Origin of the sequence: Buttiauxella sp. A111 (assembly GCF_014189855.1) — a bacterium.
Classification (GTDB): Bacteria; Pseudomonadota; Gammaproteobacteria; order Enterobacterales; family Enterobacteriaceae; genus Buttiauxella; species Buttiauxella selenatireducens.
In genome coordinates this window covers 393,216-408,303 of the sequence record NZ_BJFN01000002.1, presented here as the reverse complement: position 1 = coordinate 408,303, position 15,088 = coordinate 393,216, and the positions used below count along the sequence as shown (strand labels likewise).

Here is a 15,088-nt window from a genome sequence, read left to right as displayed (position 1 = left end):
TCCTGGGGATTCTCTCTCTTGCCGCCTTGCTGCAACTCGAATGATTTGAGTAAAGCGGAATGGATTTTACTGATGTGTCACCACGATCAGACGCAATGCATCCAGTCGCCAGTTAGCTTGCGAGAGGCTTTCCAGCACTTGTTGACGATTGCTCTCGATAGCTTCGAGTTCATCATCACGAATGTTTGGGTTGACCGCTTTTAACGCTTCCAGGCGAGACAGTTCTGCACTCAACTTTTCATCTGCTTCTTCGCGAGCCGCTTTAATCAGTACTTGCGCAGCCGCTTCCACTTTCTCTTCTGCCAATTGCAAAATCGCGTGAACGTCCTGCTGCACCGCGTTTACTAGCTTGCTGCCAGTATGGCGATTCACCGTGCTTAACTGGCGGTTGAAGCTTTCAAACTCGACCTGTGCGGCGAGGTTGGTGCCGTTTTTGTCGACCAACATACGAACTGGCGTAGGTGGCAGGAAGCGGTTAAGTTGCAGTTGTTTCGGCGCTTTCGCCTCAACGACATACACCAGTTCCAGCAACAGTGTTCCCACTGGCAGCGCTTTGTTTTTCAACAGTGACAACGCACAGCTACCGGTATCACCTGAAAGAATCAGGTCCAGACCATTGCGGATGATCGGGTGTTCCCAGGTCACAAACTGTGCATCTTCGCGAGACAGCGCCACATCACGTTCAAACGTAATGGTGCAACCATCTTCCGGCAGACCAGGGAAGTCCGGCACCAGCATATGATCGCCTGGTGTCAGCACAACCATATTGTCACCGCGATCGTCCTGATTTATGCCGACGATGTCGAACAAGTTCAGGGCAAAGCTCACCAGGTTAGTGTCGTTATCCTGCTCAGAAATAGCCTGAGCCAGCGCTTGAGATTTCTCACCGCCATTGGAGTGGATTTCCAGCAAGCGGTCACGACCCTGTTCCAGTTGCAGCTTCAGCGCATCGTGTTGTTCACGGCACTGCTTGATAAGCGCATCGAAGCCATCCGTATTTTCAGGTGCAGCCAGATATTCAATCAGTTGCGGATAAACGTTGTCGTAAATCGCGCGACCGGTCGGGCAGGTGTGCTCGAATGCGTCCAGACCTTCGTGGAACCATTTCACCAGCACGGACTGTGCAGTTTTCTCGAGGAAAGGCACATGAATCTGAATATCGTGCGCCTGACCGATACGGTCAAGACGGCCAATACGCTGTTCCAGCAAATCTGGGTTAAACGGCAGATCGAACATCACCAGGTTACTGGCGAACTGGAAGTTACGGCCTTCGGAACCAATCTCGGAGCACAGCAGTACTTGAGCACCGGTGTCTTCTTCGGCAAACCAGGCTGCCGCACGGTCACGTTCAATAATGGACATGCCTTCATGGAACACCGCGGCACGAATACCTTCACGCTCACGCAGCACTTGCTCAAGCTGAAGTGCGGTGGCGGCTTTGGCACAAATCACCAGAACCTTGTGAGAGCGGTGGCTGGTCAGATAGCCCATCAGCCATTCCACACGCGGATCGAAGTTCCACCACGTGCCGCTATCGCCTTCAAATTCCTGATAAATCTGCTCTGGATAGAGCATATCGCGTGCGCGTTCTTCCACGGATTTACGTGCCGCCATAATGCCCGACACTTTAATCGCAGTTTGGTACTGCATCGGCAGTGGCAAACGAATGGTATGCAGCTCGCGTTTCGGGAAGCCTTTCACGCCATTACGCGTATTACGGAACAACACACGGCTGGTACCGTGGCGGTCCATCAGCATGGAAATCAGTTCCTGACGCGCTGCATCGCTCCCTTCACGGTTGCTGTTCGCGGTTTGCAGCAGCGGCTCGATATCCTGCTCGCCAATCAGTTCACTCAGCATGTTGAGCTGATCGTTAGTCAGATGATTGCCAGCCAGCAGTAATGCAACGGCATCAGCTACGGGGCGATAATGCTGCTGCTCTTCGACAAATTGCTCGAAATCATGGAAGCGACTTGGGTCCAGCAAACGTAGACGCGCGAAGTGGCTTTCCATACCCAACTGTTCCGGCGTTGCGGTTAACAGCAAGATACCTGGAATATGTTCAGCGAGCTGCTCGATTGCCTGATATTCGCGGCTTGGGGCCTTTTCGCTCCACACTAAATGGTGGGCTTCATCGACAACCAGCAAATCCCATTCGGCCTCGCACAGGTGCTCAAGACGTTGCTTGCTGCGGCGCACAAAATCCAGAGAACAGATAACCAATTGTTCTGTTTCGAATGGATTATCGCTGTCGTGTTGGGCTTCGGCGTAACGTTCGTCATCAAACAGAGCAAAACGCAGGTTGAAGCGGCGAAGCATCTCAACCAGCCACTGGTGTTGCAGGGTTTCCGGCACCACGATCAGCACGCGTTCAGCGCTGCCAGCCAGCAGTTGCTGGTGCAGGATCATCCCGGCTTCGATGGTTTTACCTAAACCAACTTCGTCCGCCAACAATACGCGTGGCGCATGGCGACGACCTACATCGTGGGCAATGTTCAACTGGTGTGGGATCAGGCTGGTGCGCATGCCGCGCAGACCGCTCCATGGCTGACGATACTGTTCGCTTTGGTAAACGCGGGAACGATAACGCAAGGCGAAACGGTCCATCCTGTCAATTTGCCCGGCGAAAAGACGATCTTGTGGCTTACTGAACACCAGTTTGCTGTCGAGGAAAACTTCGCGCAGCATCGTACCCGCTTCTTCTGTGTCCAGACGCGTTCCAATGTAGGCAAGTAAGCCGTTTTCTTCTTTAACTTCATCAACTTTCAGCTGCCAGCCTTCATGGCTGGTAATGGTGTCGCCTGGGTTGAACATCACACGGGTGATAGGCGAGTCATTTCTGGCATACAGGCGATTTTCACCGGTGGCAGGGTAGAGCAGGGTAACCATCCGTGGGTCTAAAGCGACCACAGTTCCCAGTCCCAGTTCGCTTTCAGTATCGCTGATCCAACGTTGACCAAGTGTAAAAGGCATAAGATTTCGGCTCTATTATCAGTTACTAAGATTTGCAGGCAATAGCATAACGACCGCACATAAAAGGGGGGCGGTTGTCAAAAAGTAGATTTAAGGGTACTTCAGGAGGGCGCTATGGTACTGGAAGCCGACGCATTCGTCACCGTCAAAATAGCCCCAATTGCCCTGTCATCAGTGTAGCAAAGTCATCTTCAAGGAAAGGTAAAATTCCTTCGGCCACCGGCTGGAGTTGACGCGTCAGATAATGATCGTAGTCCAGCGGCGATTCCTGATAATCCACCGGTTCAGGGCCATTGGTGGTTATCACATATTTGATGGTGCCGCGGTTTTGATACTGTGGTGAACGGCCAAGTCGTTGATTATGCTCATCAGCAAGACGCGCGGCGCGGACATGCGGTGGGACATTTTTTTGATACTCGCTTAACGGACGACGCAGCCGTTTACGGTAAACCAATTGCTCATCCAGCTCACCCGCCATCAAACTGGCGATGGTTTCACGGATGTAATCCTGGTATGGCTCATTGCGAAACACGCGCAAATAAAGTGTTTGTTGGAAGGCTTGCGCCAGCGGCGTCCAGTCCGTACGCACGGTTTCCAGCCCTTTAAACACCATGCGCTGTGATCCATTTTCCTGAATCATTCCGGCGTAGCGCTTTTTCGAGCCTTCAACGGTGCCGCGAATCGTCGGCATCAGGAAGCGGCAGAAATGAGATTCAAACTCGAGCTCAAGCTTGCTGTCCAGCATTTGGGTCTCTTGCAGATGCGCTTTCCACCACGCATTCACGTGCTCGACTAACTGTTTCCCGATCCGTGCAGCATCCTCTTCCGAATGCGCTTTTTTGAGCCAGACAAACGTCGAATCGGTATCACCGTAAATCACGTCATAACCCTGAGCTTCAATTAGCGCTTTGGTTTGCAACATGATTTGATGCCCACGCATGGTTATTGATGAGGCCAGGCGCGGATCAAAGAAACGGCATGCGCTGGTGCCTAATACACCATAAAAGGCGTTCATGATGATTTTCAGCGCCTGAGATAACGGCTTATTACCGTGGCGTTTGGCCTCGTCACGACCAGACCAGATTTGCCCGACGATTTCCGGCAGGCAATTTAGGGTTCTGGAAAAATGTGCACCAAGAAAACCGTCAACTGAATGTTCAGGTTCCGGGTGCGCCATACCCTCTACCAGGCCGACGGGGTCGATAAGAAAAGTGCGGATAATCGACGGATAAAGGCTTTTATAATCCAGCACTAATACCGAGTCATAAAGGCCGGGACGTGAATCCATCACGTAACCGCCGGGGCTGGCCTGTGGTGGCACTTCCCCGAGATTGGGGGCTACATAACCGGCACGGTGCATGCGTGGAATATAAAGGTGGCCAAACGCGGCAACAGATCCGCCGTGCCGGTCGAGAGGTAAACCGTTGACTGTTGCCCGCTCGAGCAGGAATGGCATTAGCTCAGTTTTATGAAAAATCCGCGTAACCAGTTCGCAATCTTTCAGATTGTATTTCGCCAGTGCGGGCTTATCTTCAGCGAAACGCCGGTCAATTTCGTCCATCCGTTGCCACGGGTTATCGATCGCTTTACCTTCGCCGAGCAGTTCCCGCGAAACGGTTTCCAGGGAAAATGACGAGAAATTCCAGAAAGCAGATCGCAAAGCTTCGATGCCATCGATGATGACGCGGCCCGCAGCCTGCGCGAAAAACACCCCTTGTTTGAAGCCGTGCTCACGCCACTCCAGCAGATTATTTTCGCGCCCCAGACGCAGCGGGACTTGATAACGATCGGCCATTTTTTGCAGCACGCGTAAGTCAAACTGCACCACGTTCCAACCGATTAATACATCAGGGTCGTGTTGAGTGAACCACTCATTGAGTTTTTCGATAAGGAGTGGGCGGCTGGCGACATATTCCAGCGTAAAATCCAGTCCGCTGGCGTCACCATTTTCGGGGCCAAGCATGTAGACAACGCGCTGCCCGCAGCCTTCAAGGCCGATGCAATATAGCTCGCCATGGCGATTGGTTTCGATATCCAGCGACACCCATTTTAACGGTGGGCGGTAATCCGGCGCGGGTTTCAGCTTTGTTTCAACTATCAGGTTGTTTTGCGATTCACCGCTAAACCAGACGGGAGCAGTAATAAAGCGCTCCATCAAAAAACGTTCAGGCGGACGAATATCGGCTTCGTAAACTCTGACACCGCCATCACGCAGCAGCTTTTCAATACGTATAAGCTGGCGATGCTGGCGGCAGTAAAGCCCGCAGACTGGTTGGCGCTGGAAATCTTTGAGAGGCAATGGGGTAAGCCGATAATGGCTTTCGTTCGCGAGCAAGCGTGCCGCTTCGGACTGTTGCGACTGCGGAATGAATGCGACGGATTCCTGGCGTGGCAGACGCACCTTCATTGGGCCATCGTCCGTTGCCAGCCAAAACTCAACTTCAGTACCGAGCGGGGTATCTCGCCAGTGACGCGTTAAAAGAAACCCCTGACGAGCTTGTGTCACGCTGTATTCTCATAAAACAAAAGTGGACTGATTATAGACCACTTCGTTCTTTTTTACTGCTTTTATATACAGTGTTCACTGCCCGTAATAAGCCTTTGAGCCATGTTTTCGCAAATAATGTTTATCCAGCAGCGTTTGTTGCATATCGGGTAATTCAGGTGCGAGTTGGCGGCAGAATATGCCCATATAAGCGACTTCTTCCAACACAATGGCATTGTGTACGGCATCCACCGGATCTTTTCCCCAGGCGAATGGGCCGTGTGAATGCACCAGTACGCCAGGCATTTGTGCGGCGTCGATCCCACGCTCAGCAAAGGTTTTCACGATAACTTCACCGGTTTGCCATTCGTAATCACCATTGATCTCTTCATCGGTCATTTTGCGGGTGCAAGGAATGGGGCCGTAGAAGTAATCGGCGTGAGTGGTTCCGGTTGCCGGGATGGATTTCCCCGCCTGAGCCCAGATTGTCGCATGGCGTGAGTGGGTGTGCACAATGCCGCCAATATGCGGAAATTGAAGATACAGCAAGCGGTGAGTGGGAGTATCTGATGACGGTTTTTTATCCCCTTCAACCACTTCGCCTGTTTCAAGACTCACAACCACCATATCTTCGGCAGTCATAATGCTGTAATCAACTCCCGAGGGTTTGATGATCAATACGCCGTGTTCACGATCAACGGCGCTGACGTTGCCCCAGGTCAGGGTAACCAGATTATGTTTGGGCAGCGCGAGGTTCGCTTCCAGCACCTGACGTTTCAGATCTTCTAGCATTTTTGATCCTTAACTTGTAAGTCCACCCTCACCCTAACCCTTACCCAGAGGGAGAGGGGATTGCCCGGTTTTCCCCTTACCCAGAAGGAGAGGGGATTGCTCGGTTTTCTCCTTACCCTGAGGGAGAGGGGATTGACCGAGCGAGATTTTGCTTTCCCCCTCTCCTTTGGGAGAGGGCCGGGGTGAGGGGAAATATAACTAGCGTTTAAAACTGTAATAAACCTCGTTCCAGCGCAGTGAATCTTTAAACGCAGGCAAGCGAGTGTCGTTATCAATAACGGTCAGCTCAACGCCGTGTAACTCACTGAACAGGCGCATATCATCAAGTGTCAGAGCCTGGCTAAACACCGTGTGGTGTGCGCCGCCGGCCAGAATCCATGCCTCAGACGCGGTTGGCAGATCAGGCTGCGCTTTCCATAGCGCATTCGCGACGGGTAGTTTTGGCAACTGATGTGGGGCTTCGACGGTATCAACACAGTTCACCAGCAAACGGAAACGATCGCCGAGATCGATAAGGCTGGCATTCAGTGCAGGGCCGGTTTGGGTGGAGAAGATCAGGCGTGCGGGATCGTCTTTGCCGCCAATCCCCAAATGCTGCACATCGAGAATTGGTTTTTCAGCTGTCGCGATCGACGGGCAAACTTCCAGCATATGGGAACCGAGCACCATATCGTTGCCGTTTTCGAAGTGATAGGTGTAGTCCTCCATAAAGGAGGTGCCGCCCTCAAGGCCCGTTGACATCACTTTCATGATGCGAAGCAGTGCGGCAGTTTTCCAGTCGCCTTCGCCCGCAAAACCGTAGCCTTGCTGCATCAGGCGTTGCACGGCAAGACCTGGAAGTTGTTTCAGGCCGTGCAGGTCCTCAAATGTGGTGGTAAATGCGCTAAACCCACCTTGTTCAAGGAACTGTTTCATCCCCAGTTCAATGCGCGCGGCATCAATCACATTCTGACGTTTCGCGCCGTTAATTTGTGCGGCGGCAGTCAAGCGGTAGCTGCTCTCATATTCGTCGATCAGCGCGTTCACATCACCGTCGCTGACGGCATTGACCACTTGAACCAGGTCGCCCACAGCATAGGTGTTCACGGCAAACCCAAACTTCATCTGCGCTGCGACTTTATCGCCGTCCGTCACTGCAACTTCACGCATGTTGTCGCCGAACCGAACCACTTTAAGCTGGCGAGTATCTTGTTTTGATACCGCCTGGCGCATCCAGGCCCCAATACGTTGATGCGCCTGCGGATCTTGCCAGTGGCCTGTCACCACGGTGTGTTGCTGACGCATACGCGCGCCGATGAATCCGAACTCACGGCCGCCGTGAGCGGTCTGGTTCAGGTTCATAAAGTCCATATCAATGCTACCCCACGGGATTTGCGCATTGAACTGGGTGTGGAATTGCAGCAGTGGCTTGGTGAGAATGCTCAGGCCATTGATCCACATTTTTGCAGGCGAGAAAGTATGGAGCCACACGACCAAACCGGCGCATTTATCGCTGTAACTGGCATCACGGCAAATAGCGGTGATTTCGTCAGGGGTTGTACCCAGCGGTTTCAGCACCAGTTTGCACGGCAGTTTGGCATCTTTGTTCAGCGCATTGACGACCTGCTCGGCGTGCTGATTAACCTGACGCAACGTTTCCGCACCGTAGAGATGCTGGCTGCCAATTACAAACCACACTTCATATTGTTCAAAAATGTTCATCGTCATGTCCTTAATGGGCGCTGTTCGCCGCTACAGGGAGATAGTGTTGTTCCGCGCTGACAGCCCACTGCTGATAGCGTTGATAAAGCTGTTCAAAGCGCTCAGCGCGTTGAGGAGTCGGTTGCAAGGTGTTTTCGATTTGGCTCGCCATCGCAAGCTGCGCCTGGGAAATATCGGTGTGAACACCGGCTGCTACGGCGGCAAAAATGGCCGCACCCAGTGCGCAACACTGATCCGAGGCGACGATTTGCAATGGGCGGTTAAGCACGTCACAGCACACCTGCATGATCACTGGCGATTTACGCGCAATTCCGCCCAGTGCCATGACGTTGGTGACGGGAATACCTTGTTCGGTAAAGCACTCCATAATTGCGCGGGCACCAAAGGCGGTGGCGGCAATCAGGCCACCGAACAGTGCAGGCGCATCGGTTGCCAGATTCAAATCGGTAATCACGCCTTTCAGCCGCTGATTAGCATTCGGCGTGCGGCGACCGTTAAACCAATCGAGCACGACGGGCAGATGTTCCAGCGTTGGATTTTTTGCCCAGGCTTCTGTCAGCGCCGGGAGCAGTTGTTTTTTACTGGCATTAATCTGTTCGTGCAGTTCAGGGTGTTGCTGCGCCAGTTGTTCCAGCGGCCATCCCAGTACGCGTCCAAACCAGGCGTAAATATCACCAAAAGCAGATTGCCCGGCTTCAAGGCCAATGAAATCAGGCACCACGCTGCCGTCAACTTGCCCGCAAATCCCTTTCACCGCACGCTCGCCAACGGTCGGTTTATCAGCGATTAAGATGTCGCAGGTAGAAGTGCCGATGACTTTCACCAGCGTATTGGGTTGTGCGCCAGCCCCAACCGCCCCCATGTGGCAATCAAACGCCCCACCGGAAATCACCACGCTTTGCGGCAGGCCCAGGCGCTCAGACCATTCGGCAGAAAGCGTTCCTACCGGAATATCCGCAGTCCAGGTTTCGGTGAACATCGGGTAAGCCAGATTTTGGTTAATGACGGGATCTAACTCATCAAAGAAGCTGGCCGGAGGTAGGCCGCCCCAGCTTTCATGCCACAGTGATTTATGCCCGGCGCTACAGCGGCCACGGCGAATATCTTGCGGGCGTGTGGTACCGGAAAGCAGAGCTGGAACCCAGTCGCACAGCTCAACCCACGACACCGCAGCTTGCGCCACTTTTGGGTCGGCGCGGGTGACGTGAAGAATTTTCGCCCAGAACCATTCGCTGGAATAAATACCGCCAATGTAGCGGGAGTAATCATTGTTGCCCGGCTGGTGGCATAAGCGGGTAATCGCTTCGGCTTCTTCAACCGCGGTATGATCTTTCCACAGTACAAACATGGCATTGGGGTTGTCGGTAAATTCTGGCTTCAGAGCCAACACATTACCTTCAGCATCAATGGGGGCAGGGGTGGAGCCGGTGCTGTCAACGCCAATACCACACACGCGGGCACGTTGCTCAGCGGTCAGTTCAGCAAGAACGGTTTTCACTGCCCGTTCCATGGACTCTATGTAGTCTCGGGGATGGTGGCGAAATTGATTATTAGCAGCGTCGCAGTAGCGATTTTCCTGCCAGCGGGGATACCACTCCACGCTTGTCGCAAGTTCTGCTCCATTTTCGCAATCTACAGCCAGCGCACGAACAGAATCACTACCAAAATCGAGGCCCAGCGCGATCGACATTTTTAAACTCCCTGACCTGGTTATCTATGAAAATGACATTAGTTTTTATGCAGAAAAACCGTCAGGTCGTATTCGCTGTAGTTATGGAGAAATGTGCTGTGCCGTTGAGAAGTGTGACGCCCCGCAAATAATCGATGTGGACATTTCTGCTACTTTTATAAACACTTTGGTTATCTTCGCAAAACCTGTCATCGACTGATGAAAAGCATGCGACCAGTTAAATTGCGGCTTTATGATATAAATCGGGCTGTTTGTTGTTTAGGCAGCATAGTGCGGGTGTGAAACTGCAGGGATATGGACAAATTGTTTCTGTTATCCCCTTTGAAAAGCGAGCTTGATGATGCCTGAAATGCAAAATGACCCGTTGTTGCCTGGGTACTCTTTTAACGCCCATTTAGTCGCAGGATTAACGCCGATTGAAGCTGAAGGCCCGTTGGATTTTTTCATCGACAGGCCATTAGGAATGAAAGGTTACATCCTGAATTTAACGGTGCGGGGTGAAGGTGTTATCAATAACCAGGGGAAAAACTACGTCTGCCGACCCGGTGACATTCTGCTGTTTCCGCCTGGAGAAGTGCATCACTATGGTCGGGAGCCTTCCAGCAAAGAGTGGTATCACCAGTGGGTGTACTTCCGTCCGCGGGCTTACTGGCAGGAGTGGTTAAACTGGGATCCCATCTTTGCGCAAACGGGTTTTTTCCGCCCGGATGACGCGCATCAGCACAGTTTTTCTCAGCTGTTTGGTCAGATTATTGACGCCGGGCAGGCGGAAGGGCGCTATGCGGAATTACTGGCAATCAATTTGTTAGAACAGTTGTTGTTGCGACGCATGGAAGTCTTGAGTGCTTCGCTCAATCCTCCGCTCGATAACCGTGTACGGGATGCCTGTCAGTTCATCAGTGACCATCTGGCCGACCACCGTTTTGATATTGCCAGCGTCGCTCAGCACGTCTGTCTGTCGCCGTCACGCTTGTCACATCTGTTCCGTCAGCAGCTTGGCGTCAGTGTTTTGAGTTGGCGTGAAGACCAGCGCATCCTGCAGGCCAAATTATTGTTAAGCACCACCCGCATGCCGATTGCCAGCGTCGGGCGCAATGTCGGTTTTGAAGATCAGCTCTATTTTTCGCGCGTTTTTAAGAAATGCACGGGTGCCAGTCCGAGCGAGTTTCGTGCAGGCTGTGAATAGCTTTACCCTTCGTACTTCAAGCTGTCTCTTTGTTGGCTGCGTTTACTCACCCGAATCACTTACTTGAGTAAGCTCATCGGGACTCGTTCTCTTGCCGCCGCGATACAGCTCGAATTACTTTGGGTAACTATAATTAGGTGGTACAAATCATGGCTTGACGGCTATCCCATCTCTCAGGAGAATCGCCAACTCGTTTCTCGACGGACGCTTTATGGAAGCTTTGCTGGAACACTTTATTACTCAATCAGTAATGTATTCGCTTTTTGCGGTGATGCTGGTGGCCTTCCTCGAATCACTGGCACTGGTTGGGCTTATCCTTCCCGGCACCGTGATGATGGCAGGGCTAGGTGCGCTAATTGGTGGAGGGCAGGTCGATTTTTATCACGCCTGGGCTGCGGGGATTGTCGGTTGCTTGCTTGGCGACTGGATTTCATTCTGGCTAGGTGGGCGCTTCAAAGGGCCACTGCATCGCTGGTCATTTATGAAAAAGAACAAAGCGTTGCTGGATAAAACCGAACATGCACTACATCAGCACAGCATGTTTACTATCCTGGTCGGCCGCTTTGTGGGCCCGACGCGACCACTGGTGCCAATGGTGGCGGGCATGCTGGATCTCCCCGTTTCTAAATTTATTATTCCGAACATTATTGGCTGCATTTTCTGGCCGCCGGTCTATTTTTTACCGGGGATTTTGGCGGGTGCGGCGATAGATATTCCTGCGGATATGCAGAGCAGCAGCTTTAAGTGGCTCTTACTGCTGGTGGCGTTGTTTATCTGGCTGGCGGCATGGTTATGCTGGCGCTGGTGGCGTAGTGGCAAAGCAACATCCGATCGCCTGACGAAATACCTGCCACGCGCGCGTTTACACTGGTTAGCGCCACTCATGGCAGCGCTGGCGGTAGGTGGATTTGTCGCCATTCAAATGCACCCGTTAATGCCGATTTATCGTGATATTTTGTGGAAAGTGCTTACGGGCCACGCTTAACGGTTGATCCCCAACAGTGCGGATGCACTGGCTTCTCCGCTCAATAACGTTGCCGTGTCGCCATCCCAGGCGATACGGCCATCAACCACCACCAGGCTTCTTTCGGCGATTCGTGCCGCATCTTCAATACTGTGTGACACCATCAACAGCGTCAATTGTTGCTGGCGACACAGGTCATCAAGCAACGCGAGCATTTCCTGGCGCAGCGCCGGGTCGAGTGCCGAGAACGGTTCATCAAGCAACAAAATAGGCTGTTCACGCACCAGACAACGGGCGAGGGCGACACGCTGGCGCTGACCGCCTGAGAGTTGTGACGGAAGCCGATCGAGTAAATCGCTAATCGCCATCTGGCTGGCAATCGTCGTGAGCCGCTTTTGTTGTGCCGCGTTGAGTTTAAGCCCTGGATTTAACCCGAGGCCAATGTTCTGGCGCACCGTCAGGTGCATGAAAAGATTGTTTTCCTGGAACAGCATCGACACTGGACGCTGTGCCGGAGCGGTACGCGTATGGTCTTCGCCATGTAGTATAATCTGCCCACTGGCGGGGGTGAGAAAACCCGCAACCAAACTGAGCAGCGTACTTTTCCCCGCACCACTTGGCCCCAGCACCGCAACGCGTTCACCACAGTTAATCTTCATCGAAAAACGCATCGGCAAATGGTGATAGAGCCAGGTTATATCATTGAGAATCAGCATGGCGTCCCGGAAGTTTTTCAATCAAAGTGAATAAAGCAAAGCACAGTATCAGCAGGATAAGCGCGGTTACGGCTCCGTCCTGGCTACGATATGAACCAATTTGTTGATAGAGATAAAACGGCAGCGTGCGGAAATCTTCATTGCCAAACAAAGCCACGACACCGAAATCGCCAATCGATAACACACAAGCAAACGCCAGTGCCTGCGCCAGTGGGCGTTTGAGCGCGCGTAACTCGATAAAACGCAGACGGTTTACGCCACTAATATTTAGCGACTGACAAAGCCTGGTATAGCGTTCAGCAACGTCCAGCATGGGGTTTTCCAGCACTTTTAGCGCGTAGGGGATCGCCATCAACGCATTGGTGAAAATCACAATGCCATCAGCCGTTTGCGGTAAACCCACGGTGTTATTGAGCAGCAGGAAAAAGCCGGTTGCCAGCACGATACCTGGCATGGCCAGAATCAACATGCCGCTAAGTTCCAACGCTTGTCCGGCAAAGGCACGGTTACGCAGGCGCAATTCTCGCGAGCTCCACAGCAACATTACCGTGATAACCACACAAATCAGCCCGGCACCCACGGCGATCCTTAACGAAGTCAATAAAGCCTGCCAAAGCACCGGCTGTGACAACACGGCGCTAAAGCCACTATTAAAGCCATCAATAATCACTGCCAATAACGGGGGTAATAACAGCAACAGCGCGAAGGTGATAAGTCCCCCGTCGCACAGTTTACGTCGAATGTTATCCTGGCGGTCGCGCCAGCCATGCATCTGGCTATTCCCCACCGGAATCGCTTTGCTAAGCCGCTGACTTAATAGCACCAGAGCCAAACAGCAGACCATCTGCACCATCGCAAGCAAGGCTGCTCGAGCGGGGTCGTAGTCGTAGCTCAGCGCCTGGAAGATAGCCAGTTCGATAGTGGTCGCTTGCGGTCCACCTCCCAGCGAAAGCACAGTGGCGAAGCTTGCGAAACAGAGCATAAAAATGAGTGCGGCAGCCGGAAGAATTTGGCGTCGCAACCACGGCCATTCGACAAAGCGGAAGAAATTCCACCCCTGCATACCGAGTTGCGCAGCAACCTGACGCTGCTCGCTGGGGATATTTTCTAACGCCTGAAGCAGCAGACGTGTCGCCATCGGCAGGTTAAAGAAGACGTGGGCGAGTAAAATGCCTTTTAAACCATACGGCGAGAACGTCCACTCTATCCCTAACTTTGCGCAAAGCGAGGCCAGCCAACCTTCACGCCCGTACACCGTCAGAATACCGAATACCGCCACCAACACCGGTAAAACCAGCGTCATGGCACAAAGACGTAATAGGGCTAAACGGCCCGGAAAACGGCGACGATAGAGCGCACGAGCCAGAAAAATAGCCGGGAACACGGAAAGTGCGGCGGAGAGAAACGCCTGCCAAAACGAGAAACGCAGTACGTGCCACAAATAGCTATCCTGCACCAGGGCGCGGATATCCGTTTGCGGCGCGTTAAACCACAGCGCTATAAAAGCCGCCAGGGCTACGACCACCACAAGTGTGGCGGCACAAAGCCCTGGAATCAGCCAGCCGGGAATTAGCGGCTGACGGCGCGTTGCCATTCGCTAATCCAGTTGGCGCGTTGTTTAGAGACGTCTTCTGCGCTGTATTCCAGGGTGTTCTGCGGTTTGACCAGGCCATTAAAGCCTTCAGGCAATTTCACATCGGTCACTGGGTACATCCAGTTTCCCGTCGCAACGGTATTCTGGAAGCCGGGTGATGTGATAAAAGTCATGAACTTTTCAGCCAGTTCAGGCTGTTTGCTTGAAGCCAGACGTCCGGCAACTTCCACCTGCAAATAATGGCCTTCGCTAAAATTCGCCGCTGCGTAGTTATCTTTTTTCTCTTCGATTATGTGATAAGCCGGAGAGGTGGTGTAGCTCATCACCAAATCGCCTTCGCCTTTCAGGAACAGGCCGTAGGCTTCGCTCCAGCCTTTAGTCACGGTGACCGTTTTCTTCGCCAGCTTCTGCCACGCTTCAGGCGACTTGTCACCATACACTTTTTGCATCCATAACAGCAGGCCCAGGCCTGGCGTGCTGGTGCGTGGGTCCTGATAAATCACTTTCCACTTTTGGTCGCTTTCGACCAGTTCTTTGAGGCTTTTTGGCGGGTTTTTCAGTTTGTTTTTATCGTACACAAAGGCGAAGTAACCGTAATCGAACGGCACGAAGGTATCGTTGCTCCAGCCGCCTGGGATTTTCAACGCGCTGGTGTCCGTTTTGCTCGGTGCAAATAATTTGGTCTGCGTGGCCGCTTCCAGAAGGTTGTTATCTAAGCCCAGAACGACGTCGGCTTTACTGTTTTTACCTTCCATCCGGATGCGGTTGAGCAGCGACACACCGTCTTCGAGTGCGACGAATTTCAGCTCGCAATTGCAGTCAGCTTCAAAGGCCTTTTTCACCGCAGGCCCTGGGCCCCAGTCGGCAGCAAAAGAGTCGTAGGTATAAACAGTCAGCAGGGGTTTGGCAAAAACAGGTGCTGCGATGAGCGCAAGCAACGGCAATAATTTTTTGAACACTTTGCACCTCTTGGGATTAGGGGTGGCA

General features: G+C 52.7%; 10 protein-coding genes. 2 read left to right on the top strand and 8 right to left on the bottom strand.

The window, feature by feature from the left end:
• Positions 1 to 66: 66 nt before the first annotated feature.
• From rapA to araB, 5 genes are all read right to left on the bottom strand, one after another.
• On the bottom strand, positions 67 to 2,973 hold the full coding sequence (gene rapA / locus BSPA111_RS07920; protein ID WP_183270623.1) for an RNA polymerase-associated protein RapA: 2,907 nt from the start codon (positions 2,971 to 2,973) through the stop codon (positions 67 to 69).
• Between the two features lie 145 nt (positions 2,974 to 3,118).
• The gene (polB, locus tag BSPA111_RS07915) at positions 3,119 to 5,479 is read right to left on the bottom strand and encodes a DNA polymerase II (RefSeq protein WP_183270622.1); all 2,361 of its coding nucleotides are present in this window, start codon (positions 5,477 to 5,479) and stop codon (positions 3,119 to 3,121) included.
• Positions 5,480 to 5,554: 75 nt separating this feature from the next.
• Complete coding sequence (araD, locus tag BSPA111_RS07910; RefSeq protein WP_183270621.1) at positions 5,555 to 6,250, bottom strand: L-ribulose-5-phosphate 4-epimerase; 696 nt, start codon at positions 6,248 to 6,250, stop codon at positions 5,555 to 5,557.
• Between the two features lie 198 nt (positions 6,251 to 6,448).
• Positions 6,449 to 7,951 carry an L-arabinose isomerase gene (araA, locus tag BSPA111_RS07905; protein ID WP_183270620.1) on the bottom strand — a complete coding sequence of 501 codons (1,503 nt, stop codon included), beginning with the start codon at positions 7,949 to 7,951 and terminating at the stop codon, positions 6,449 to 6,451.
• A gap of 10 nt (positions 7,952 to 7,961) precedes the next feature.
• Positions 7,962 to 9,641, bottom strand: coding sequence for a ribulokinase (araB, locus tag BSPA111_RS07900; protein WP_183270619.1), 1,680 nt, complete (start codon positions 9,639 to 9,641; stop codon positions 7,962 to 7,964).
• Between the two features lie 340 nt (positions 9,642 to 9,981).
• On the opposite strand from araB, the gene araC reads away from it, so the two are divergent.
• Positions 9,982 to 10,827, top strand: coding sequence for an arabinose operon transcriptional regulator AraC (gene araC / locus BSPA111_RS07895; protein ID WP_183270874.1), 846 nt, complete (start codon positions 9,982 to 9,984; stop codon positions 10,825 to 10,827).
• Between the two features lie 211 nt (positions 10,828 to 11,038).
• The gene (locus BSPA111_RS07890; RefSeq protein WP_183270618.1) at positions 11,039 to 11,812 is read left to right on the top strand and encodes a DedA family protein; all 774 of its coding nucleotides are present in this window, start codon (positions 11,039 to 11,041) and stop codon (positions 11,810 to 11,812) included.
• Here the strand turns inward: BSPA111_RS07890 and thiQ are convergent.
• The 3 genes from thiQ to thiB are packed head-to-tail and all read right to left on the bottom strand — an operon-like array spanning position 11,809 to position 15,060.
• Positions 11,809 to 12,507, bottom strand: coding sequence for a thiamine ABC transporter ATP-binding protein ThiQ (thiQ, locus tag BSPA111_RS07885; RefSeq protein ID WP_183270617.1), 699 nt, complete (start codon positions 12,505 to 12,507; stop codon positions 11,809 to 11,811). The two genes, BSPA111_RS07890 and thiQ, sit on opposite strands and share 4 nt — an antisense overlap.
• Complete coding sequence (gene thiP, locus BSPA111_RS07880; RefSeq protein ID WP_183270616.1) at positions 12,491 to 14,101, bottom strand: thiamine/thiamine pyrophosphate ABC transporter permease ThiP; 1,611 nt, start codon at positions 14,099 to 14,101, stop codon at positions 12,491 to 12,493. Before thiP ends, thiQ begins: the two co-directional genes overlap by 17 nt.
• Positions 14,077 to 15,060: a thiamine ABC transporter substrate binding subunit gene (gene thiB, locus BSPA111_RS07875; RefSeq protein WP_183270615.1), complete on the bottom strand. Its 984-nt coding sequence runs from the start codon at positions 15,058 to 15,060 to the stop codon at positions 14,077 to 14,079. The genes thiP and thiB overlap by 25 nt, the downstream gene beginning before the upstream one ends.
• Positions 15,061 to 15,088: the final 28 nt, after the last annotated feature.